This window comes from Nocardia inohanensis NBRC 100128 (assembly GCF_001612945.1).
Classification (GTDB): domain Bacteria; phylum Actinomycetota; class Actinomycetes; order Mycobacteriales; family Mycobacteriaceae; genus Nocardia; species Nocardia inohanensis.
The window spans coordinates 875,727-897,327 of the sequence record NZ_BDBK01000001.1; the positions used below are offsets into that span (position 1 = coordinate 875,727).

The 21,601-nt window shown below is 68.2% G+C and carries 21 protein-coding genes; 13 read left to right on the top strand and 8 right to left on the bottom strand.

Annotation, left to right across the window (positions count from 1 at the left end):
- Positions 1 to 39 precede the first annotated feature (39 nt).
- Positions 40 to 804: a glucose 1-dehydrogenase gene (locus NI1_RS04235; RefSeq protein ID WP_067814156.1), complete on the top strand. Its 765-nt coding sequence runs from the start codon at positions 40 to 42 to the stop codon at positions 802 to 804.
- Positions 805 to 834: 30 nt separating this feature from the next.
- On the opposite strand, the gene NI1_RS04240 is transcribed toward NI1_RS04235, so the two are convergent.
- Positions 835 to 1,377 (bottom strand): YaeQ family protein, encoded by a 543-nt coding sequence (locus NI1_RS04240; protein WP_067814158.1) that lies wholly within the window; start codon positions 1,375 to 1,377, stop codon positions 835 to 837.
- A 110-nt stretch (positions 1,378 to 1,487) separates the two neighbouring features.
- On the opposite strand from NI1_RS04240, the gene NI1_RS04245 reads away from it, so the two are divergent.
- The gene (locus NI1_RS04245; RefSeq protein ID WP_084522521.1) at positions 1,488 to 2,420 is read left to right on the top strand and encodes an endonuclease/exonuclease/phosphatase family protein; all 933 of its coding nucleotides are present in this window, start codon (positions 1,488 to 1,490) and stop codon (positions 2,418 to 2,420) included.
- Positions 2,421 to 2,423: 3 nt separating this feature from the next.
- On the opposite strand, the gene NI1_RS04250 is transcribed toward NI1_RS04245, so the two are convergent.
- The 3 genes from NI1_RS04250 to NI1_RS04260 form a co-directional block, all read right to left on the bottom strand.
- Positions 2,424 to 3,434, bottom strand: a complete 1,011-nt coding sequence (locus NI1_RS04250) for an FAD-dependent oxidoreductase (protein WP_067814161.1) — start codon at positions 3,432 to 3,434, stop codon at positions 2,424 to 2,426.
- A 142-nt stretch (positions 3,435 to 3,576) separates the two neighbouring features.
- Positions 3,577 to 3,954, bottom strand: coding sequence for an Rv1352/Rv1906c domain-containing protein (locus NI1_RS04255; RefSeq protein ID WP_067814163.1), 378 nt, complete (start codon positions 3,952 to 3,954; stop codon positions 3,577 to 3,579).
- Between the two features lie 244 nt (positions 3,955 to 4,198).
- Positions 4,199 to 5,026: a TIGR02452 family protein gene (locus NI1_RS04260; protein WP_067815325.1), complete on the bottom strand. Its 828-nt coding sequence runs from the start codon at positions 5,024 to 5,026 to the stop codon at positions 4,199 to 4,201.
- 106 nt (positions 5,027 to 5,132) lie between these two features.
- On the opposite strand from NI1_RS04260, the gene NI1_RS04265 reads away from it, so the two are divergent.
- The 5 genes from NI1_RS04265 (at position 5,133) to NI1_RS04285 (ending at position 9,484) form a co-directional block, all read left to right on the top strand.
- Positions 5,133 to 5,495: an ACT domain-containing protein gene (locus tag NI1_RS04265; protein ID WP_067815329.1), complete on the top strand. Its 363-nt coding sequence runs from the start codon at positions 5,133 to 5,135 to the stop codon at positions 5,493 to 5,495.
- Positions 5,496 to 5,718: 223 nt separating this feature from the next.
- Positions 5,719 to 6,096 (top strand): BlaI/MecI/CopY family transcriptional regulator, encoded by a 378-nt coding sequence (locus NI1_RS04270; RefSeq protein ID WP_067814165.1) that lies wholly within the window; start codon positions 5,719 to 5,721, stop codon positions 6,094 to 6,096.
- 224 nt (positions 6,097 to 6,320) lie between these two features.
- The gene (gene lpqS, locus NI1_RS04275) at positions 6,321 to 6,893 is read left to right on the top strand and encodes a putative copper homeostasis (lipo)protein LpqS (protein ID WP_067814167.1); all 573 of its coding nucleotides are present in this window, start codon (positions 6,321 to 6,323) and stop codon (positions 6,891 to 6,893) included.
- 102 nt (positions 6,894 to 6,995) lie between these two features.
- Positions 6,996 to 8,111: a PLP-dependent cysteine synthase family protein gene (locus NI1_RS04280; RefSeq protein WP_084522522.1), complete on the top strand. Its 1,116-nt coding sequence runs from the start codon at positions 6,996 to 6,998 to the stop codon at positions 8,109 to 8,111.
- Positions 8,108 to 9,484, top strand: a complete 1,377-nt coding sequence (locus NI1_RS04285; protein ID WP_245663054.1) for an MFS transporter — start codon at positions 8,108 to 8,110, stop codon at positions 9,482 to 9,484. Before NI1_RS04280 ends, NI1_RS04285 begins: the two co-directional genes overlap by 4 nt.
- Positions 9,485 to 9,549: 65 nt before the next feature.
- Here NI1_RS04285 and NI1_RS04290 read toward each other — a convergent pair whose 3' ends face one another.
- Together NI1_RS04290 and NI1_RS04295 are read right to left on the bottom strand one after the other, a co-directional pair.
- Positions 9,550 to 10,533 carry a M56 family metallopeptidase gene (locus NI1_RS04290; protein WP_067814168.1) on the bottom strand — a complete coding sequence of 328 codons (984 nt, stop codon included), beginning with the start codon at positions 10,531 to 10,533 and terminating at the stop codon, positions 9,550 to 9,552.
- 118 nt (positions 10,534 to 10,651) lie between these two features.
- Positions 10,652 to 11,623, bottom strand: a complete 972-nt coding sequence (locus NI1_RS04295; RefSeq protein WP_067814170.1) for a helix-turn-helix transcriptional regulator — start codon at positions 11,621 to 11,623, stop codon at positions 10,652 to 10,654.
- A gap of 61 nt (positions 11,624 to 11,684) precedes the next feature.
- On the opposite strand from NI1_RS04295, the gene NI1_RS04300 reads away from it, so the two are divergent.
- From NI1_RS04300 to NI1_RS04315, 4 genes are all read left to right on the top strand, one after another.
- Positions 11,685 to 13,946: an ATP-binding cassette domain-containing protein gene (locus tag NI1_RS04300; protein ID WP_067814172.1), complete on the top strand. Its 2,262-nt coding sequence runs from the start codon at positions 11,685 to 11,687 to the stop codon at positions 13,944 to 13,946.
- Positions 13,947 to 13,979: 33 nt separating this feature from the next.
- Positions 13,980 to 14,411: a GNAT family N-acetyltransferase gene (locus NI1_RS04305; protein ID WP_067814173.1), complete on the top strand. Its 432-nt coding sequence runs from the start codon at positions 13,980 to 13,982 to the stop codon at positions 14,409 to 14,411.
- A 98-nt stretch (positions 14,412 to 14,509) separates the two neighbouring features.
- Positions 14,510 to 16,393, top strand: a complete 1,884-nt coding sequence (locus NI1_RS04310) for a hypothetical protein (RefSeq protein ID WP_245663055.1) — start codon at positions 14,510 to 14,512, stop codon at positions 16,391 to 16,393.
- A 97-nt stretch (positions 16,394 to 16,490) separates the two neighbouring features.
- Entirely contained in the window at positions 16,491 to 16,934 is a 444-nt protein-coding gene (locus tag NI1_RS04315) for a TIGR03618 family F420-dependent PPOX class oxidoreductase (RefSeq protein WP_067814175.1), read from the top strand.
- A gap of 9 nt (positions 16,935 to 16,943) precedes the next feature.
- Here the strand turns inward: NI1_RS04315 and NI1_RS04320 are convergent, their stop codons facing one another.
- A complete protein-coding gene (locus NI1_RS04320) occupies positions 16,944 to 17,747 on the bottom strand; it encodes an LLM class flavin-dependent oxidoreductase (protein ID WP_067814177.1) in 804 nt (267 codons plus the stop codon).
- A gap of 109 nt (positions 17,748 to 17,856) precedes the next feature.
- On the opposite strand from NI1_RS04320, the gene NI1_RS04325 reads away from it, so the two are divergent.
- Both NI1_RS04325 and NI1_RS04330 read left to right on the top strand, forming a co-directional pair.
- Positions 17,857 to 19,128, top strand: a complete 1,272-nt coding sequence (locus tag NI1_RS04325; RefSeq protein ID WP_245663056.1) for a hypothetical protein — start codon at positions 17,857 to 17,859, stop codon at positions 19,126 to 19,128.
- Positions 19,112 to 19,879, top strand: coding sequence for an alpha-ketoglutarate-dependent dioxygenase AlkB (locus NI1_RS04330; protein ID WP_245663057.1), 768 nt, complete (start codon positions 19,112 to 19,114; stop codon positions 19,877 to 19,879). The genes NI1_RS04325 and NI1_RS04330 overlap by 17 nt, the downstream gene beginning before the upstream one ends.
- Before the next feature lie 25 nt (positions 19,880 to 19,904).
- Here the strand turns inward: NI1_RS04330 and NI1_RS04335 are convergent, their stop codons facing one another.
- A complete protein-coding gene (locus NI1_RS04335) occupies positions 19,905 to 21,335 on the bottom strand; it encodes a serine/threonine-protein kinase (RefSeq protein ID WP_067814185.1) in 1,431 nt (476 codons plus the stop codon).
- Between the last annotated feature and the right edge of the window lie 266 nt (positions 21,336 to 21,601).

Below are 21,601 nucleotides of genomic sequence, written 5' to 3' on the forward strand. Positions count from 1 at the left end.
GCACTGTTTGCCGTACTCGCGGCTCGGCAAGCTGAAGCCATGACGCACAACAGCACTCGATTCGACGGCAAGATCGCACTCATCACCGGCGGCGCCAGCGGGATGGGCCTGGCCACCGCGCACCGGCTGATCGCCGAGGGCGCGACGGTGATCATCACCGGCCGCGACAAGTCCCGCCTGGATGCGGCGGTGCAGCAGCTGGGGGAGCGGGCGGTCGGAATCCCCGGCGACGCCGCCGATCTCGCCGACCTCGGCAACCTGGTGACCGCCGTCCGAGAGCGCTTCGGCCGCCTCGATGTCGTCTTCGCCAATGCGGGCATCGGCGCGTTCCAGCGTTTCGACACCGTGACCGCGCAGGAGTTCGACCGCGTGGTGGACAGCAACTTCAAATCGGTCTTCTTCACCATCCAGCAGACCCTCCCGCTGCTGCCCGACGAGGCCGCCATCGTCATCAACGCATCCTTCGCCCTGCATCGCGGCGTCCCCGCGGCCGCCCTCTACTCGGCGACCAAAGCGGCGATACACAATCTGACCCGCACGCTCGCGGCGGAATTGGCCCCCAGGCGAATTCGCGTCAACTCCGTCAGCCCCGGCTACACCGACACCCCGGCCTTCCGCGCCGAAACCACCCCCGCCGCCCAAGCGGCCATCGCCACGAAGGTCCCGGCCGCGCGCATCGGCCGATCCGAGGACGTGGCCGCCGCGGTCGCCTTCCTGGCCTCGGCTGAAGCGTCCTACATCAACGGCCAGGACCTGCTGGTGGACGGCGGATTGACCACCGCCACCCCGGCCGAAATGCTTTGACGCCAACGGCGATTCGGCGACGGGATGCGGTCAGCTCAGCCGGTGCTCCTCGACCGATCCGCTGACCCCGGTCCCGTTGACATCGAGGTACATCAGCCGCTCGGTGATCGACAAGGTGACGGTGTTGCGCCGGTCGATCGCCGCCACGGCGTTATCGATGAACTCGCGGTCGAAGCTGTAGACCGGGATCGTCTCCGCACGATGGATCTTCTTCCCGGTCAGCGCCGCGACGACCTTGACCGGATCGCGATGGGTGTAGACGGCCACCCGATCGGCGAGCTTGCTGCCCCGGTGCACCCGGTCCGAATCCGGTGCGCCGACCTCGATCCACCCGGTGATCCGCCCGGTGAGATCCCGCACCAGGACGGCCGGTTCATCGGTTGACGAGACGCCGCCGTCGCTGAAGGTGATGCCCTCCACGTACTCGAGGCAGTAGGCCAGCAGCCGGGTGAGCATGAATTCGGCCGTCTCGGAGGGGTGTCGCGCGACCCGCAGCTCCAGCTCCTCGTAGACACCGCGATCGACGTCGGCGAGGTGGACGGTGAAGTGATGCAGGGTTGCGGAGAGGGCCATAGGAGCAGGAGCTTAGAGCAGCCGCGCCGGCCCTCCGCATCCGGAACATCCACAGGATCCCCACAAAACCGGCACCGGCCGCACCTGGTGAGCCGTCTACCGTGAGGCCGATGCGATGGAAAACGATGCGCTGGAAGCCGATTGCCGCCTGGTCGGCCGTGCTGCCCGGCGCGATCTGGGCCGTGATCAGGATCGCCGGGCTGGACTCCTGGTACCCGATGGTCCAGCTGATCGCCTTCACCCCGTACATCGCCGGTCTCGCGCTGTTCCCGGTGGCATTCACCCTGCTGCTGCGGCAACGCCTGGCCGCGATCGCCGCCGTCGTCACCGTCGTCGCATTGGCCGCGTGTGTCCTGCCGCGCTGGTTCACCGACGGCGACCCCATCAACGGCGCGAAGGGTGCGGACCTGCGCATCATGTCGGCCAATGTCCTCGAGGGCACCGCCGACCCCGATCAGCTGGCCGCCTTGGCCGCCGACGTGGATCTCGTTGCGGTACAGGAACTCACCCCTGATTTCGCGGCCGCCTTCACCAAGCACTTCCCGTACGCGGTCAGCTATCCCGCCCCGGGAGTCGGCGGCTCCGGCATCTTCTCCCGCGTGCCGATCCGCGACGCCGGCCTGCGCCGCAACCCTTGGGGCTTCACCCAGGCCATCGCCGAACTTCCGTCGGGCGTCCTGGTCGAATCCGTGCACCCGGCCGCCCCGTGGGGCCGCGAAGCCGTCGAACCCTGGCGGGAAAGCTATCGCCGCCAGCAGTCCGCGACCCCCGACGGCCCGCCCCGCGTCCTGGTCGGCGACTTCAACGCCACCCTCGACCATTCCACCTTGCGCGGCCTGCTCGCTTCCGGCTACCGGGATGCCGCCGCCGTCCTCGGCAAGGGTTTCACCGGCACCTGGGGCCCGTACGACGGCGACCCCATCCCACCGGTGACCCTCGACCACGTCCTGGCCGACCGTCGCATCGGCATCCGCGACCTCGAGGTGCTCGACCTGCCCACCTCGGACCATCGCCCGCTCCGGGCCGTCCTCGTCCTGCCCTGAAACTCAGCCGGCACTGCGACGCATGGCGGCCTGGGCCTGGGCGCGATCCTCCCGGATACGTTGGCGGCGTTCGGTCATGGCCACGGCGGGGGAGGAGCCGGCGGTGAGCGCCCGATGCACCGCATAAGCGTCCTCGAGCGCATCGCGCGCACCCACCCCCGCTGCGGGCGTGATGGCGTGGTCGGCATCACCGATCAGCAGTATCGAATCCTGCGGTGCGGCAGCGGTTTCGAGGGGAACATTGCGGGCGTTGCTGACATGAACCACCTCCGTCGCGCCCAGGAAGGTCTCCAGCAGCGCCCGATTCGTCGGCGTCGCCGCGAGGATGGCCTCGGCCCATTCGGAGATCGGGCGCAGGCCGAGATCGTCACCGCCGGACAGCGCCGGGCGGGGCAGTCGCACGAACCAGAGCGCGGCGGGATCACCGGGCCGCCAGATGTGGCCGAGCGTGCTGGAAGGCGGTCCGGGCGTGGGCATTTCGGCGAAGAAGTGCAGCGTGGCGGGTGCGGTGGGAAGTTCGACCGGGGTGCTGGTCATGCCGTAGAGCACGACATCGCCCGCGTACTCGGGAACCCGGCCGGGTTCGATGACGGCCCGGACGGTGGAGTCGATGCCGTCCGCGCCGATCACCGTCTCGCCCTCGAACCGCGCGAGATCGCTGACGACGGTGCCGTATTCGGTCTTCACGCCCGAATCCGCGACGAAAGCGCCGAGCATGTCGATGAGTTCGCGCCGCATCCAGAATCGATGCCCCCGCCCGGTGGTGGTTCCGCGCCGCCCGAGACCGTTGGCGTAGGAGAGTCCGCCCGTGACCGGATAGGAAGCGGCCTCGATCGCCTCCTGCGCGACCCCGAGTTCGGTGAGCGCGCGGTGCCCGCGGTCGTCGATGAACAGAAAGGCCCCGCCGCCCGGACCGTTCGGCTGCTGCTCGTACAACGTCACCGGAATGTCCTGCCGCGCAAGCCCGCCCGCGAGCGCCGAGCCGGCGATACCGCCGCCGATGATTACCACCATGCCCAGAACCTCCTTGCTCCACCGAGTAGAGGACAGTCCACTGCCCGCTCCCGGACGAACTACGACAACCGTTCCATCATGCACAGTCGGCGCATCGGCGGAGGCCGGGATCGTGGGGGAGTGGAGGTTCCGGGTCGAGCGGTCAGGACGACATGCTGCTCGATCCGCTACCGAGGCCGCTGGAGCCGGTGGTGGTGGTCGTGGTCAGCTTCCAGGTTCCGCACCCGGCGGTGAAGAACGCGACGTCCGTGGCTTTGACCTCGACGGTGACCTTGCCGTTGACCGCGCCGCCCGCTTGCAGAATCGCACTGGCGTCCTCGGTGACGGCCGAGAGCCGAGCCCACGCGCACACGCTGGCAGCGGTCGTGGTCGTGTAGGTGCCGGGCTTGATGTCGACGCCGACCTTGAAGGTGGCGTCGTGATCCATCACCCCGCTCAGGTCCGCGCTCGCGGTGCCGCCGGTGCCGAGGACGCCGACGGCCACAAGCGCGATGCCATTGAGCCACAGGGATTTACGCATGGTTTCGTACCTTTGCTGCCATTTGAAACGTGAGTGTTTCGCAGGGTAGTGCGTGTACGGCTCGCGCCGGGGCGTTTTCGGGGCGTGGGCGGTTGTCGCGGACGGCAGGCGAATCGGTCCGGACATCCGAAGCCGTCGATTGACATCAGCTTTTGCGGATATTGCGATCTATGCATGAAAGGTCGGTGTGGCCCCGGCTGAGGAAAAACCCAGCCTGAACCAGACCCGCCGGAGCGATCCGGATTCAACGGAAATTCGAAGCGCCGAAACGGGATTCGAAGGCCGCCCGGTTGGCCGATGCGGGGGAGCGGTCCCAGATCGCGAAGGTCACGTGCTCGAAGGCCGCGCCGTGGACGTGCAGCGCTCGCTCGAAGGCGCCGGCGACTTCGGCGGGATCGTTGCGGAAGACGCCGCATCCCCACGCGCCGAGTACGAGCGTGCGTACCCGATGCCGAGCGGCGACGGCGAGCACCCGGGCGGCGCGCTCGATCAAGATTTCGCCGACCGGTACCGGCACGCCGTCGTTGTGCAGCGCCAGCTGGCCCGCATTCGGGGCCGGTGAGGTCAGGAACGACAGCGGGAACGGGTGGGCGACGAGCTCGTTCCGGTCGTCCCGGATGACCGGAACATTCGGTGAATAGATCACGCGGTGGCTGTAGCGGAGATCGTTCGAGGCGCGGTGTGCGGCGTAGTAGTCGGGGGCTTCGATGAGCGACCGATACAGCAGCGCGCTACGGCACAGATCCTCTTCCTGTGCTCGCGCGCCGCGCAGGTAGCCGCCGCCGGGGTTGCGGGCGGAAGCGAAGTTGAGCACGGCGATATCGGGTCGTCCGGTGTCGTGCAGTCGTCGCCCGGCTTCGATGCTGCCCTCCGCGGTGACCTCGATGCCGCCCGCGAAAGGCCCGGTGGCCCCGCCGGATACCTCGTCGTCGGGGGAGTAGGAGATGGTTCCGGCGCATGCGGCGGCGAGGCCGGCGCTGATGTCGACCGGCACTCCGTCGCGGGTGCGATAGTGTCCGGCGTCGGCGATCCGCTCGTTTTCGGTGGCGATTTCCTTTGGGCTGATGGTCATTTCGCAGACCTTACGGCGCGGGGCCGCTGCCGTCACCCGAATTTTAGTCTCAAGTACTAATTCTGGAAGGGCGAGGCCACGTAGTGTGCCCGCCTACGATGACCGGATGGGCACCAGTCAGCGTTTGCGTATCGTCCCGTCGCAGTTCGCGGTCGAGCATCTGCCGAACTCCACCTTCCCCGAGGACGACGACTGGATCGCGCTGGTGCGAGCGCCGGAGGGCCTCACCGTGATTCGCGAGGCGCCGGCGTGGGCCGAGGGCGAGATCTGGAAGGGCTTCTACGGCGACGGCTCGCACGGCCTGGAGCAGTCGGGCATGCTGGCGGCGCTGGTGGGGCCGTTGGCGGCGGAGGGAATCCCGGTCTTCGTCGCCTCGACCTATCACGCGGATCTGGTGCTGGTGCCGGGCCATCGGCTGCCCGATGCCTCGGCGGCGTTGCGCGACGCCGGGCACCGGATCGCGGAGTAGCCGCGGTTGCCGGGTCGCGCTCGCCGGTCCGGTTGCGCCGCACCCACCTCCGAGGCACGATAGTACTGTCTACGTACGTAGAACGTATATGAGGGTATGTTCCGTATCGTAGGCGGCGGCTCGTGCCGGTATGCGCGTCCCCCTATGATCGGTTACCACTACGCACCAGAACGTGGCCCGGGAGCGGAGGCCGGCCGGGTCGTGAGGTGAGGAGACGTGGAACATGGCTGCTGCGCGAGGCTTCGGTGAGCTGGAAACGGTCGTCATCGAACGCATTTGGAACCGGGCCGAGAAGACGACCGTGCGCGAGGTCTTCGACGAACTCGCCGCCGAACGCGATATCGCCTACACGACGGTGATGTCGACCATGGATAACCTGCATCGTAAGGGCTGGCTCGAGCGTGAGCGGGTCGGCAAGGCGTACGCCTACTGGCCGACGCTGACGCGTGAGGAGTACAGCGCCCGGCTCATGCGCGAGGCGCTGGGCGGCGGTGGTCGCTCCGACCTGGTGCTCGCGCATTTCGTCGAACAGATGACGGCGGAGGAATCCGAGGGCCTGCGCGCCGCGCTGCGCCGGATCTCGCGCTCCAAGCGCGGATAGCCTTTCGCCGCATTGTGACTCGCCGGTTCGCGATGGGCCGTACCGGCCTGTCCGTTTCCGGTCGATGACACGCCGGATTTCGTGGACTCGCTCACACGGTTCCAGCCAAGTACGTAGTTGGATAGTAGATTGTGCTTCGGCGGCGCCGACCGGAAGATCGGCACTCTGCGCGCGGGCTACGAAACCGGCTCACGCACACGCGGATTCGATGCGGGAGGTATGAGGTGGCGGCAGGTCGCGGCGGTCTCCGCCGAACCGCGCTCGTCGTCTTCGGCCTGCTGATCGCGGTGCTGCTGGTGGTGTCGGCGATCGCGGATTGTGTGCTGTTACGCGGCGCAGGGCATCCGCACGCTGCCGTTCCGGCCGCCGCGCCGGCGAGTGCCGCCGTTCCGGAGTCGCGTCCGGAGGTTCGGGCGGTCGGCTCGAATGGCCCGGCCGCGCCGGCGAGTCCGACGGGCCCGGCGTTCGCTTCCGAGACCCGTGTGGCGGCGGTAGACGCGGAGATTCAAGCGTCGGCTTCGGACATCCGTGCGGCGGTGGCGGGCGCGGCCGCCGTCATGCGAGGACTCGCCGATACCGAGGACTGCGGCCCGCACCCGTGGCACTGCTCGAAGGCCGCGCTGCCCGGCGAGCTCGCCGCTCATTCCCCCGCTTCGTCGCCGTGGTCGCCGCTCCTGCTGCTTCCCGTGCTCGCGGCCGCTGCGGTGTCCGCTACCGAACGCGGCCCGCCCGGCCTGTTCGCTGCCGTTGTCAGCGGCCGAATGCTGTTGACGCGCTTGTGTATCGCCCGACGCTGATCGGTCAGCGCCAGGCCGGGACGGCATTCGCCGCCGGCCGGTGTCCGCTGCCCGCATACGTCCGACCGCCTGCCCGGCGGTTCGATACAGGAAGCGACAGTCATGGACGAAATTGTTCTCGCCGAACCGGCCGCACTGCCCGGCGGCGATCCGGTGGTCGCCGCGCCCGGCGCGGCCCGCAGGCTCGGCGCATTGGTCGGCAATACCCCGGTGCTGTGGGTGGGTGAGCCGCTCGCGCCCGGCGGTCTGGGCTTCTGGGCGAAGCTCGAGGGCTTCAATCCCGGCGGAATGAAGGACCGGCCCGCCTTGCATATGGTCCGGCGCGCCGAGGAACGCGGTGACCTCGCGCCGGGTGCGCGGATCGTGGAATCCACCAGCGGCACATTGGGTTTGGGGCTCGCACTGGCCGGGCTGGTGTATCGCCATCCGGTGACGGTGGTGACCGATCCGGGCCTGGAACCGATCGTCGCGCGCATGCTCGCCGCCTACGGTGCCCGGGTGGATCTGGTCCGGCAGCCGCATCCCGAGGGCGGCTGGCAGCAGGCGCGCCGGGATCGGGTGGCCGAGTTGCTGGCCGCCGAATCGGATGCCTGGTGCCCCGACCAGTACAGCAATCCGGACAATGTCGAGGGTTACGAATCTCTTGCCCTGGAACTGATTTCGCAACTGGGCGGAGTGGATGTGCTGGTCTGCGCGGTCGGCACCGGCGGGCATTCGGCGGGGGTGGCGCGGGTGCTGCGTGATTTCGAGCCCGGCCTGAAGCTCATCGGCGTGGATACGGTGGCCTCCACCATCTTCGGCCAGCGAGCGGGCACCCGGCTGATGCGCGGGCTGGGATCGAGCATCTATCCGCGCAATGTGGATTACGCCGCGTTCTCCGAAGTGCATTGGGTCGCACCGGCCGAAGCGGTGTGGGCCTGCCGCGCACTGGCGGCCAACTACCACGCCAGTGGCGGCTGGAGCGTGGGAGCGGTAGCGCTGGTCGCCGGTTGGGCGGCGCGCACGCATGCGCCCGGAACCCGGATCGCGGCGGTCTTTCCCGATGGGCCGCACCGCTATTTCGACACCGTCTACAACGACGCGTACTGCGCCGAACACGGATTGCTCGCCGCGGCCGCGCCCACCGAACCGGACATCATCGACCACCCCGGTGCCCGGCAGGTGAGCCGCTGGACGCGCTGCACCACCGTCGTCGATCCCAGCGCGGCCGCCTCGTGAGCGTCTGGGCGCGGTTCCGGGGTTTCGACCCCGTCGCGCGGCTGCTGATGATCAACCAGTTCGGCATCAACCTGGGTTTCTACATGTTGATGCCCTACCTGGCCGGATACCTCTCGGGTCCACTGGGTTTGGCCGCCTGGGCGGTCGGGCTGGTGCTCGGGGTACGCAATTTCTCGCAGCAGGGCATGTTCCTGCTCGGCGGCACCCTCGCCGACCGGCTGGGTTACAAACCGCTCATCGTGGCCGGCTGCCTGTTGCGTACCGGCGGTTTCGCGCTGCTGATCTTCGCCGACACCCTGCCCGGCCTGCTGCTGGCGTCGGCGGCAACGGGATTCGCCGGCGCGCTGTTCAATCCGGCGGTCCGCGCCTACCTGGCGGCGGAGGCGGGTGAACGCCGCGTCGAGGCGTTCGCCGTCTTCAACGTCTTCTACCAGGCGGGCATCCTGGCCGGACCATTGGTCGGACTCGCTTTGCTGGCAGTGGATTTCCGCATCACGGCGGCCGCGGCGGCGGTGGTGTTCGCGATCCTCACGGTGGCGCAGTTGTACGCGTTGCCCGCCCGCCGCGCCGTCACTGCCGGCCGGACGGCTTCGGTACTCGAGGATTGGCGCACCGTGGTCGCGAACCGCCGTTTCATGGCGTTCGCGCTGGCCATGATCGGCTCGTATGTGCTGTCGTTCCAGGTGTATCTGGCGCTGCCGTTGCAAGCCCGATATCTCGCGGGTGCCGATGCGCAGACGCTGACCTCGGCGATCTTCGTCATCTCGGGAGTCGTGGCGGTGGCCGGGCAGCTGCGCATCACCGGGTGGCTGCGCCACCGCTGGGGGACCGGCCGCAGCCTGGTGGTGGGCATGAGCATCCTCGCCCTGTCGTTCCTGCCGCTCGCGATCGTGCCCGGAGCAACGGTTTTCGGTCAGCCGGTGGCGATCGGCGCGCTGCTGCTCTGCGCCGCCCTGCTGGCGGTGGGCACGGCGGCGGTCTTCCCGTTCGAGATGGACACCGTGGTATCGCTCTCCGGAAACCGCCTGGTAGCAACGCATTACGGCTTCTACAACACGGTTGTCGGGATCGGCATTCTGATCGGTAATCTCGCCACCGGTGCCGTGGTGGGCGCGGCCCGGGCCGCCGGTGCCGACTGGGCCGTATGGGCGGGCCTGTGTGTCATCGGCGCCCTCGCCACTGCCGCCTTGTACGGGCTCGACCGGCGCTCGACGGCTGCAACGGATTCGGGTGCTGCCGGGGTCTCGTTCGACCCCGCTACCGATCGCTTCCCCGTCGTGGCGGGCGCGGGCCGGCACCGCCGGGTCGAACCCGATCCGCCGACCCTGCCTGTGGGGCGAATCGTGGATTATCCGACCCGCCACCGGCCTTGAACCGGAAGCAGTGATGGAGCGGGTCCGGCGTCGCCGGACCCGCACTCCGGGCATCGGCAGCTTCCTCAGTCGACCGGAAGTGGTTCGCACACAGCCAATCCGACCGCGATCGACACAATCGAGGCCAGGGGAATGAGGGTGGCGGCTGCCACGGCGGCGATCAGGGTGACGCGGGCGCGGGTGCGCCGCAGGGCCGCCGCCGGGGCCACCAGCCGTTCGAGGCGGGTGGCCAGCGCGGGCGGGACGTGACCCGTGGTCGCCGCGCCCGGTTCCGTCTGGCCCGGGTTGGTCGCGTCGGAGAAATGCAGGAGCGCGGCGAGCACGGTGCGGCGGCCGTGGATTCGGGCCGCCGCGTCGTCGGCGATCATCTCGAGCAGGCGAGCGACCTCGGTGGCGCCGGTAGTGAACAGGCGCAGCCGAGGCGCCACGCCCGCCAGTCCCCGGGTGAGGGCGAGGATGAGGTGGTGGCGGCCGGTGAGGTGGGCGCGTTCGTGCGCGAGCACGGCATCGAGGTGGTGGTCGTCCAGGGCGGTCAGCGCGCCCCGGCTCACCACGACCGTATGTGGTTTGCCCGCAACGTAATACGCGGCGGGCTCGTCCACCTCGAGGACGACGGCATCCAGGCCCGGATGGTGGCGGCCCGCCATGCGGGCCAGGCGCGCGTGTTCATGGGTGGAGCGGCGGGCGCGGGCCAGCGCATGGATCAGCCGGGCCGCGGTCACGAGCGCGGCGGTGGCGGCCGCGCCCGACAACAGCAGCAGTCCCGTTTGGATCGGCCAGCCGTAACCGCCGATCGCGGCATCGTGCAGATGCATCAGGCAGCTGTCGACGAAGCGTTGCGGCACCGAGGACAGCTGATGGGTGAACAGGTCGATGAGCAGGATCGCGAACGCCCCGGCCCACGCCAGCACCGTGGAGCCGATCGCGCTCAACCAGGCCGCGACCGCGAACCGGGGCGCCGCGCCGCCGTGCCCGACCCGGCGCAGCAACCAGGGCGCGAGCACCGCGACCGCGAAGCCGTAGAGCGTGAGACAAGCCGCGACGCTCACCGCTGCACCCCCGGTTCACCAGCGCGTTCGCTCGCCGTGATCGCCGGTGTGTCCGGTCGCATCGATGCTCCTCCCGTAGCCAGTGGTAGAAGCTTACGAAGTTTTCCTGAGGGAACCCTTACCGTCTTGGCAAGCCCGCTCGATACAGCCGATCACCCAGTTCACGGGCGCGGGCACGGAATTCGGCGGGTTCGTCGATACTGAATTCGGCGTCCACGAAGGCGATATTGAGCACCAGCCATTCGAAGGAGTCGACGCGGGTGGTGACCCGGCAGCGGTCGCCGGCGAGGGGTTCGATCTCGCAGTCCTGGAATTTGAGCCGGTCGGCCACGAGTGCGGCGGGTGCGGCGACGGTGAGTACGGTGCGATGGCGGGGCGCGGTGAGTTCGGCGCGCAGATAGTCGGCGCCGGACTGGTCGGGCAGTGGACGGGGCCGGAAAGATGCTGCGGTGGGGCGGATCTCGCCGATGCGGTCGAGCCGGAAGGTGCGCCAGTCCTCCCGCTCCAGATCCCAGGCCAGCAGGTACAAGCGCAGGTGCAGATGCACCTGCCGATACGGCTCGACGCGGCGATGCGAAACCCCGCCGGTGCCGCCGCTGTAGTCGAAGGTGACGATTTCGTGGCGGGTGGCGGCCAGCGCGAGGGTGGCCAGGGCGTCGGGATCGACCACCGGGGTGGGTTGCGGCGCGGCCTCCAGGGTCTCCCGTAGCGCGGAAACCCTGGGGCGCAAGCGTTTCGGCAGGAACTGGTCGACCTTCCCGAAGGCCCGGTCCGCGGCCACCCCGATATCGGCATGCCCCTCCTGCGGTGCCGCGCTGGAGCCGAGCAGGGTGAGCGCGACCAAGGTGGCGACCGCTTCGTCATCGTCGAGGACCAGCGGCGGCAGTGTGCGCCCGGCGGCGAGCTGATAGAAGCCGCTGGGTCCGGGCCGGGTGGTGACCGGGTACCCGTAGTCGCGCAGCCGCTCCACATCGCGGCGCACCGTGCGCGGGCTCACCCCCAGCCGTCCGGCCAGCTCGGCCCCGGCCCAGCGGCGGCCGGTCTGGAGCTGGGTGAGCAGGTCCAGCATGCGTCGAGTGACATCGGGCATGACTCCAGCATGACCGAAATCGCGGTCAGGATGTGGCCGCAATCGGCCCTACCGTCGAGGTATGAGCACTGCACGCAAGCCACACACCCCGCCCGAGCGGGTCATACGCATCCGGGCGGCGCGAACCAACAATCTGCGCGGCGTCGACATCGATGTGCCGCGCAACCGCCTCGTCGTGTTCGTCGGCGTCTCCGGGTCGGGCAAGTCGTCGCTGGTTTTCGACACCATCGCCGCCGAGGCCGGCTATCAGGTGAACGAGACCTATCCGCCGTTCGTGCGCAATCGGCTGCCGCGCTGGAGCCGCCCGGAGGTGGATGTCATCGAGGGACTGTCGCCGGTGGTGGTGATCGATCAGAAGCGCCTGGGCGGCAACGCGCGCTCCACGGTGGGCACCATCACCGATACCTACAGCTATCTGCGGTTGCTGTTCTCGCGCGTGAGCGAGCCGTATGTCGGTGAGTCCAACCACTTCTCGTTCAACGATCCGGCGGGCATGTGCGCGACGTGTTCGGGGCTGGGGGAGACGGTGGCCACCGATGTGGATCGGATCTGGGATCCCGATCGCTCGCTGGCGGACGGGGCGATCCTGTTGCCCGGCTTCGGGAACGGGCAGTACTGGTATCGGCAGTACGCCGATATCGGCAGCTTCGATGTGGATACGCCGCTGCGCGAATGGACCGAGGACGAGCGTCGCGCCCTGTTCCACGGCGGGGAGGCCGCGGCCCGGCTGGGCACCCGGGCGCCGCAGGACTACGAGGGGGTGGTGGAGCGGTTCGAGCGCATCTATCTGCACACCGCCGATCACCTGTCGGAACGTAAACAGGCCGTGCTGCAACGATTCACCCGTGCGCAGCCCTGCCCCGATTGCGGTGGGGAGCGGCTCAACGCGGCCGCACGCACCGCCCGGGTCGCCGGCCACACCATCACCGAGCTGACCCGGATGGAGATCGACGACCTGCTCGCAGTCATCGCCGAGCTCCGCGACGCCACCGTCGAACCGGTGATCTCGGCACTGCGCGAACGGCTTTCGGCGCTGACCGCGATCGGGCTCGGCTATCTGTCGCTGGCTCGCCCCACCGCCACGCTCTCCGGCGGTGAATCCCAGCGCATCAAAACGGTGCGGCACTTGGGCAACAGCCTCACCGAAATGCTGTACGTCTTCGACGAACCCACCGTCGGCCTGCACCCACACGATGTGCGCGCCATGACCGAACTGCTGCATCGCCTGCGCGACAAGGGCAATACGGTGCTGGTCGTCGAACACGATCCCGATGTCATGCGCATCGCCGACCAGATCGTCGAACTGGGTCCGACGGCGGGCGCGGGCGGCGGTGAGGTCGTGTTCCAAGGCCGCTTCGAGGATTTGCAACGCGCCGACACCCTGACCGGGCGCGCGCTGCGGCACCGTCGCCGCGCCCGCCATCCGCGCCCGGCCCGCGGCAAGCTGCGCATCGTGGATGCCACCCGCAACAATCTGGGCGGCATCGGAGTGGACATCCCCGCGGGTGTGCTGACCGCGGTCACGGGTGTGGCGGGCGCGGGCAAATCCAGCCTGATGGCCGAACTGGTGGCCCAGCATCCGGCCACCATCGTCGACCAGCGTCCGGTGACCACCAACCGGCGCTCCACCCCGCTCACCTACACCGGTATCGCCACCGCGGTGCGGAAGCTGTTCGCTCGCCGAAACGGTGTGCGCGCCACCCTGTTCAGCGCCAACTCCGAAGGCGGCTGCCCCGCCTGTCACGGGTTGGGCGTCATCTACACCGATCTGGCGTTCATGGAAGGCCAGGAGCTGGTTTGTGAAACCTGCGCCGGCCGCCGCTTCACCCCCGAAGCTCTCGCTCACACCGTCGACGGCCTGACCATCGCCGATATCGACGAGCTCACCATTTCCCAAGCGGCGCAACGTCTGCCGGATCCGGCCATCGCCCGGGCGCTGCATCAGGTGGACCGGGTCGGGCTCGGCTACCTGCGGCTGGGGCAAGCCTTGACGACCCTGTCCGGCGGTGAATGCCAGCGCCTGAAGATCGCGCGAGAACTCACCGATCAATCCGCTCACAACCTCTACATTCTGGACGAGCCCACCACCGGCCTGCACCTGTCCGATATCGATACGCTGCTGGATGTGCTGGGCACCCTGGTCGAGCACGACAACACCGTGGTCGTGGTCGAACACAACCCCGATGTCATCCGCCGCGCCGACTGGATCATCGACCTGGGCCCGGGTCCCGGCCGTCACGGCGGCCGCATCCTGTTCGAGGGCACTCCCGGCGAACTGGCCGCCCACCCCGACTCGAAAACCGGTCGCGCCCTGCGTGATTAACCGCTCCGCCGACCGGCGACTACCCTCGCCGCCATGAACGTTCCCGAGGGAGACCGCTACGAAATCGACACCGCGCCCGACCGGATCGACGCCGCCCTGGTCCACCACTGGCTCTCCACGGACGCCTACTGGGCGCTCGGGCGAGAACGTGAGGTGGTGGACCGCGCCATCCGGGGCTCGCTCAATTTCGGGGCCTACGATCCCGCCGGCGCCCAGGTCGCGTACGCCCGCGTAGTCACCGACCTGGCCACCTTCGCCTGGCTCTGTGACGTTTACGTAGACCCCGCGCACCGCGGCACCGGTCTGGGCTCGCGCCTGGCCACCGCCGTCCGCGATCACCTGGCCCCCTACAAACTCACACGCATCATGCTCGCCACCCTCGATGCGCACGGTCTCTACGCCAAACTCGGCTTCGTTCCCGTTCCCAATCCGGAAATGTGGATGGTGCTCGCGGCGGAGGGCTGATCGGGGGCGCGACTGTGGGATCACACAACCGAGGCATACCTCTCGGTCCGGTGGGAACGCGGTCAGTGAGACGTTGAGTTACACAGAAAGTTCGGCCGATGAGTGCTCCCATTTCGGTGATCGCGGATGGTTCGGAAGGCGGCGGCGCCGCATTGGACCAGGTCGCGGTGCTGACCGGTTCGGCGATCGTGATCGCGGCAGGTGTGCTGACAGTGGGCTATCTGCACCGCACCCGCCGCATCGGCTGGCTGGCGCGGATCGCCGACGGTCTCGGCCGCTGGTCCAATCGGCCCGGCTGGGTGGCGCTGCCGCTGACCGTCTTCATCACCACCATCCTGACCGCCATGTTCGGTTTCATCTGGGATGTGAGCCTGCACATCGGGCGCGGCCGTGACGAAGGGCCGCTGGCCAATCCGGCGCACTACTTCATCATGATCGGGCTGTTCTTCCTGTTCGTCGCCGGCATGCTGGCGATCCTGCTGCCCTTGGACGAGCGGCCCGGTCCGGCCGCCATCCGCATCACCCGCAATTGGTACGCCCCGGTCGGTGGTGTGCTGATGGCCGCCGCCGGTCTGTACGCGCTGCTCGGCTTCCCGCTCGACGACATCTGGCATCGATTGTTCGGCCAAGACGTAACCCTCTGGGGGCCAACGCATCTCATGCTGATCGGCGGCGCCGGGCTGTCTCTGGTCGCGGTGCTGCTGCTGGAATTCGAGGGCCGTCTCGACCGCCCCGATCCCGATCGCGCCGACGGCATCTGGCTGTGGCTCGCCCGCGCCTTCGCCTTCGGCGGCCTGCTGATCGGGCTCTCGGTTTTTCAGGTCGAATTCGATTTCGGGGTACCGCAGTTCCGGCTCGTCTTCCATCCCGTGCTCATGGCGATCGCGGGCACCATCGCCCTGGTCGCGGCCCGCTACACCCTCGGCCGCGGCGCCGCCCTCGTCGCGACGGTCTTCGCGCTGGTGGTGCGCGGCATCATCGCAATACTGGTCGGCCCGATACTGGGTGCGCCGCACAATGTGTTCCCGCTGTACCTCGGTATCGCCGTGGTCGTCGAACTGATGGGCCTGCTCCCGCTGCTCGGGCGGCCGCTGTGGTGGGGCGCGGTCACCGGCCTCGCGGCCGCCACCCTGGGTCTGTTGCTCGAAAACTTCTGGGTCGCGGCGATGTTCGTGGATACCTGGCCCGCCGCCATGTGGCCCGAACTGCTCGCCATGGCAATCCCCGCCGGCATGGCGAGCGGCGCCGTCGGCGTTCTGCTCGGCACGGTCCTGCGCGGCGAAGCGCTGCCACGACCGGCCCTGCGCCGGGGCATCATGATCGGCGCGGTCCTGATCGCCGCCGCCGCGGTCTTCAACGGCCTGCACACCAAGGTGCCCGAAAACGCGACGGCCACAGTGCATTTGACCGAAGCCCCACCGGTGAACGACGGCCGCATGGTCACCGCCGACATCACCGTATCGCCGCCCGACACCATCGGATCCGACCCCGAATGGATTCAGATCCTCAGCTGGCAGGGCGGCACCGGCTCGGCCAGCCCGGGCCGCGGGCTGGTCGTCGACCAACTTCACCGGGTCGCGCCCGGTCACTACACCAGCACCACGCCCGTGCCCGCCCACGGCGACTGGAAAACCGTACTGCGCCTGCAAGACGGCCGCACCCTGACGTCCCTGCCCGTCTACCTGCCCGACGATCCGGCCATCGACGCCCACGGCGTCCCCGCCCTCACCGACTTCACCCGCCCCTTCGTCGCCGAAGTCACTGTGCTGCAACGGGAACGGACCTTCGACCGCCCCGCCTGGCTCTACACCGCCGCCGGCCTGATCGTCCTGGCCTGCTCCCTGATTCTCATCGGAGCGCTGTCCTGGGGTGCGGCCCGGCTCTCGCTCGCCTATCGCCGCGACGCCCGCAGCGCCGCTCATCCGATGCTCGGGGAGCCGGCGGCCGGCGGGTCCGGTTTGCTTCCCCCTTTCAAGATATAGCGGGCCCCGGGGCTTGCGGCAAGACCCGGGTGGTGCCGCAGAATCATCGATCGAAGTGCTGAGACCTGCCATTTCCCGATCGATACGGAGAAGCGTCGTGGCCGATTTGAAGACTTTTTCCGACCTGGTGACCCTGGATTACGGGCTGAGTGTGGCGGTGACCGTGCGGGGTGACGGCTCGCCGCAGGCCACCGTCGTCAATGCCGGGGTGCTGCCGCATCCGGTGACCGGCGTCGATTCGGTCGGGTTCGTATCGCCCAGTGCCACCGCCAAGCTGGCCAATCTGCGCGCCAACCCCGCCATCGCCCTCACCGTGCGCAGCGGCTGGCAGTGGACCACGGTCGAGGGTTCGGCTCAGCTGATCGGGCCCGACGACGCGCACCCGGATGTCGATGCCGCCCGCCAGCGGCTGCTGATCCGTGAGATCTTCGCCGCCGCCGGGGTGACCCAGGATTGGGACAGCTACGACCAGGCCATGCGTGAGAAGCGCGGCACCGTGGTTTTCGTGACCCCGCACCGCATCTACTCCAATCCCAGCTGAGCGCCGCGGCTATTTCCCGGTGAGCTCGGCGACGACCGGAGCGAACCGTTCGGCGAAGGCGGCGCCGAACACGAAGTAGGAGAAGCCGAGTTCCTCGCGTCGCCGCAGAATCTCCTCGATGGCGGCCGCCGGGTCATCGGGCAGCGCGGTCAGCGCGTCCGCCGCGTGCAAGGCCGCGGTGTCGGTGTCGGGCGGAGCCATATGCGGCGCGACCGTATCCCCGATCACCGGCACCGCCAGCGCCAGCTCGACCTCGCCGCCGCGGAAATCCCGCGCCAGCACCTCCACCTCGTCCCGCGATTGATCCCCCAGTACGAACGTCACCGTATCCGCGACCTCCGCCGCCAGCGCCCTGGCCTTCGGCCCGTACACGGCCATCGTCACCGGCGTCCGCATCTCGCTCCCGTCCAGCTCCCGCAACATCGTCACGGTCTCCCGTATCCGCGCCAGCCGCCGCCCCGGTGCCGGCACCTCCGGCATCCCCTTCTCCAGCAACTCCTGCTCGATCCCCGGCCGCCCGGTCCCGATCCCCATCTCGAACCGCCCCTCGGTCAGCACCGACAGCGAATGCGCCTCCCACGCCGTCAGCCAAGCCGGCCGCAACGGCGACGCGTAAACCCAAGTGCCCACCCGCAAATCGGTCAACGCCGCGACCGTAGCCAACATCGGCGCCGGCGCCGGCTGCGTCTGCGGAAAATCCGCCACCAGCAAAGTCGAATACCCACAATCCGCGATCCGCCGCGCCTGATCCCGCCACGCCGGCACATCACTCCGGAGCGGCGCAACCACCCCGAACCGCATCGGCTTCGTCATATCAGCTCTCCTGTCATCCGAACCATCCAGCCATACCGACGAACCCGCCACCCGAAACTCATCGGTATCAGCTCGATCCAGTTTCGAGGGCTGACCTCGGTCCGGTTGAATGGGCGAACGGCGTTCTGCCGCGCCACCGAGATCTGCGAATGACGGGTACCGCTTGATGTACGGAACGGAAGCTTGCGTCGATGACACGAACAACGTCTTGGTCGCGTCTGCGGTGGTGCGGGAAAGCGAGTCGGTCAAGGACTTTTTCGGAGCCGTGATCATGCCGGAGGAGCTTGCTTCCGGTTCGGTCGATCTCGCGGAGAAGACGGTTTACCTGTGTGGTGAATCGTCGATGATGGATGAGCTTCGGTTGCGTTCGGCTGCAAGGGTGTTCGTCGTTCGTGAGCTGCCGCACGGTTACCGTCCGGGCTCCAGCGCACAGTGGACGGTCATCGACCCCGGGCGAGTTCCCGTTCGGGTGCATGGCGTAGGCGTGTACTACCGGCGCTTCTTCGATCCCGGGGACAACTATTTCGGGCGGATTCGCGCGGAGCACGAGTTCCAGTCGTTGACCGAATCGACCAAGCCGGGGACGGCTCATCGCAGTGGGATCTATTTGACGCCTGTCACGCGGTGCGGTGCGGCACTGCATTTCCGGCTGCTGCGGTGTTCGACTAATTTGTCGGGGCCGACCGAGGGGTTCCGGGCGACCGATGTGAGTATCGTCGAGGCGCTGAATCGGGAAGCGCGCAGCGTTTTTCGCGGTCAGGCGCCGCTCAATCACGTTCTCGCGCAGCTCTATCACAACACCGGAGCCGCGGACGGGCACAAGCAGTCCAAGGCCAAGATCTCGGCCCACGCCGACAAGACCAAGGACATGCCGGGCAACGGCGTCATGGCTTTCTGCACGTTCTACGAGGGACTCGACAAGCTGCGGCCGCTGAGCGGCGATATCTTCGATTACGGGGTGAGGAATGTCAGCGGGTTGACCAGTCTTCGCTTCCGCCTCAAGGATTCGGTGCGGGAGCGTGAAGGGTTGCCGGCGCAGTTCAGCCTGACCCTGTATCCCGGCTCGGTCTTCTTCATGCCGCTCTCCACCAATCGCCTGTACACCCACGAGATCCGGCCTTCGATGCTGGATGCCGAATTGCTGCCGACTCGTTTGGGATATGTGGTGCGCTGTTCGAGCACCGAGGCCGTGCACAAGGACGGGCAAACCTTCCTGGCGAGGGACGGGGAGCTGGTGAAGCTGGGGCCGCCCACGCCGGAGGGGATGGATGAGCTGCGCGGGCTGTACGCCGAGGAGAACAGGACCTCGTTCTTCATCGACTACGGCGACCGATTCCACTTCAGCATGAACAGCGGAGACTATGTTGCGCCTCGGCCCTAGGTTCCCGGACGAGATCGCCTCGTACACACTGCCCACCGAGGAGGATCTCTTCGCGGAGCTCTGCGCGTCGGTTCGCTGGCAGGAGCTGGGAAAAGGCAGGCGCGGCGCGACACTCACCAAATGCGATGCGGCGGCAGGCGTGCCCTTCGTCCGCACCACCACCCGGTACACCAGCCCGGCACAGCACTTCGCGCCGGTGCACGACCGGCTGGCACAGCGGATTCAGGCGCGCGCGGACCTGCCCATCGGCTTCGACAATGCGCTCATCGAGTGCTACACCAACGCCTACGCCACCATGGGCGGTCATTCGGACCAAGCCCTGGATCTGGCCGGCGAGTCGTTCATCGCCGTCTTCTCCTGCTACCGCCACCCGCAGCCGATCCCACCCAGGAAGCTGATCTTCGAACGCAAGAGCTCGGGCGAGAAGTTCGAAATCCCCCTCGCCCACAACGGTTTCGTCGCATTCTCGGTCGCCTCGAATCGACTCTTCAAGCACAAGATCGTCCTGGACACGCCCGCCCAGGCAGCCGACAACCGGTGGCTGGGCGTCACTTTCCGGACTTCGAAGACCCTCGTCCGGTTTCGCGAGGGCCACCCGTACCTGCCCGGGGGCGCGCGCCTGACCTTGGCCGACGATGATCAACAGCGCGAGTTCTATCAACTGCGGCGGCGCGAGAACAACGAAACGGATTTCGTCTATCCAGAGCTGACCTACACCGTCAGCGCGAGCGACTTGATGCCGCCCGTGTGATCGAAGCCGCTGCACCGCCCAAGGTTCACAGCGTGGGGCGGCGGGCGGCCAGGCTCTCCAGGGCTGCCTTGGCGGGTGCGTAGCCGGCGCGAGCGGATTTGCGGTACACGCGTTTGGCCGAGTCGGTGCGGCCGAGGGCATCCCATCGGTCGCCGAGGGCTTTCAACGCGACCACGTCACCGTCTTGCTCCACCTCGCGGTAGAGCAGTTCGGCGCGTTCGTCCTCACCGCGGGCCTCGTGAACCGTTGCCAGGTGGACTTTTCCGAGGATGTGGCCGTGATCGACGTAGCGGCGGTACCAGTAGGCGGCTTGGTTGAGGTCACCGGCCTTCATGCACATATGGCCGAGGGTGAGCATGGAGAGTGTTTCACCGCGTTCGGCGGCTTGCCGGTACCAGCGTTCGGCTTCGGCACGAGCGCCCCGTTTTTCGAGCAGTCGCGCCAGGAAGGACATGGCGAGAGCGTCTTTCGTCGCTGCGGCTTGGCGTAGTAGTCGTTCGGCCTCGCCGATATCACCGCGCTGCTGGTGATCGCGGGCCCGCGCCAGCAGGTGGCCGACCTCGCCGCGGCGGCGGCCGGATTCCGCTGAGCGTGAATTGCCGCCGGGGACTTGGGGTTTGGGGGCCGACGCCGACGGTGTGCGGCCCGTCAGCATGATCATCGCCTCCGAGATGGAAGGGCGCTGCTCGGGCTGCTTTTCCATCAGCCCGGTGAGCAGCCGCCCGAGATGCCCGGCGTGCGCGGGCGGGGGAGCCGCGGCGAACATCACCGCTTTCATGGTCCCGTGAATGGTGTCCCGGCGGAACGGGGACACCCCCTCCACCGCGTGGTAGAGCGTCACACCGAGCGAGTACAGATCACCCGCCGGCGTATCGTCGCCGTCGATCCGTTCGGGCGCCATGTATTCGAACGAACCGATCAGCGTCTGCTTGGCGGTCAGCGTGCGATCGGAGTGATGGCGGGCGGTCCCGAAATCGGTCAGCAGCACCTCGCCGTCATCGGCGAGCAGAATATTGCCCGGCTTCACATCACGATGTACCACCCCGGCCTCGTGGGCGGCCCGCAGCGCCCGCAGCATCGCCGCGGCGACCTTGGTGACCTCCGCAATACCGACCGGCCCGTCGCTGTCGATGCGCTGCTTCAACGACCGCCCCGACACCAGCCGCATCACGATCCACGGCGTCACGCCATCGGTGACCACATCCAGCACCTCGACGATATTCGGATGATCGCGCAGCCGCGCCGCATTCCGCGCCTCCCGCTCGGCGCGCGCGACCCGCTCGGCATGCTCGGCCGCCGACTCCACCTGCGGCAGCAGCACTTCCTTCACCGCCACATCGATCCGCGACCGCTCGTCCCGCGCCTTCCAAACGGTCCCGAACCCCCCACTGCCCAGCTTCTCGATCAACCGATAGCGTCCCGCGAGCACCCAGCCCGGTCGTCCCAGCGCCGACATGAAGGCCCCTAGCGTTCTGCGCCCCAACACCATTCGGAACCAGTAAACCGTACTCGAATACCGGCAACGCCGTCGGCGCTCACAGGTTCCGTCGAACGAACGGCGCGTAGAGGAAACGAACAGCGGCCACAGCCACACCAACTGTCAGGTGTTCGGCCCCACCCGGTCCGGCGCGACACTGATCACGGATTTCACCGGCGATCCCAGCCGATCACGCATGGCGCTGGTGGCCGATATGCCGGGGTGGACCTGGAGCTCTTCCCGCT

Bases quoted from the DNA above. Each gene is read 5' to 3' on its own strand.
- NI1_RS04235 (WP_067814156.1), top strand. From the start codon at position 40: ATGACGCACAACAGCACTCGATTCGACGGCAAGATCGCACTCATCACC.
- NI1_RS04240 (WP_067814158.1), bottom strand. From the start codon at position 1,377: ATGGCCCTCTCCGCAACCCTGCATCACTTCACCGTCCACCTCGCCGAC.
- NI1_RS04245 (WP_084522521.1), top strand. From the start codon at position 1,488: ATGCGATGGAAAACGATGCGCTGGAAGCCGATTGCCGCCTGGTCGGCC.
- NI1_RS04250 (WP_067814161.1), bottom strand. From the start codon at position 3,434: ATGGTGGTAATCATCGGCGGCGGTATCGCCGGCTCGGCGCTCGCGGGC.
- NI1_RS04255 (WP_067814163.1), bottom strand. From the start codon at position 3,954: ATGCGTAAATCCCTGTGGCTCAATGGCATCGCGCTTGTGGCCGTCGGC.
- NI1_RS04260 (WP_067815325.1), bottom strand. From the start codon at position 5,026: ATGACCATCAGCCCAAAGGAAATCGCCACCGAAAACGAGCGGATCGCC.
- NI1_RS04265 (WP_067815329.1), top strand. From the start codon at position 5,133: ATGGGCACCAGTCAGCGTTTGCGTATCGTCCCGTCGCAGTTCGCGGTC.
- NI1_RS04270 (WP_067814165.1), top strand. From the start codon at position 5,719: ATGGCTGCTGCGCGAGGCTTCGGTGAGCTGGAAACGGTCGTCATCGAA.
- NI1_RS04280 (WP_084522522.1), top strand. From the start codon at position 6,996: ATGGACGAAATTGTTCTCGCCGAACCGGCCGCACTGCCCGGCGGCGAT.
- NI1_RS04295 (WP_067814170.1), bottom strand. From the start codon at position 11,623: ATGCCCGATGTCACTCGACGCATGCTGGACCTGCTCACCCAGCTCCAG.
- NI1_RS04300 (WP_067814172.1), top strand. From the start codon at position 11,685: ATGAGCACTGCACGCAAGCCACACACCCCGCCCGAGCGGGTCATACGC.
- NI1_RS04305 (WP_067814173.1), top strand. From the start codon at position 13,980: ATGAACGTTCCCGAGGGAGACCGCTACGAAATCGACACCGCGCCCGAC.
- NI1_RS04310 (WP_245663055.1), top strand. From the start codon at position 14,510: ATGAGTGCTCCCATTTCGGTGATCGCGGATGGTTCGGAAGGCGGCGGC.
- NI1_RS04320 (WP_067814177.1), bottom strand. From the start codon at position 17,747: ATGACGAAGCCGATGCGGTTCGGGGTGGTTGCGCCGCTCCGGAGTGAT.
- NI1_RS04325 (WP_245663056.1), top strand. From the start codon at position 17,857: ATGGGCGAACGGCGTTCTGCCGCGCCACCGAGATCTGCGAATGACGGG.
- NI1_RS04335 (WP_067814185.1), bottom strand. From the start codon at position 21,335: ATGTCGGCGCTGGGACGACCGGGCTGGGTGCTCGCGGGACGCTATCGG.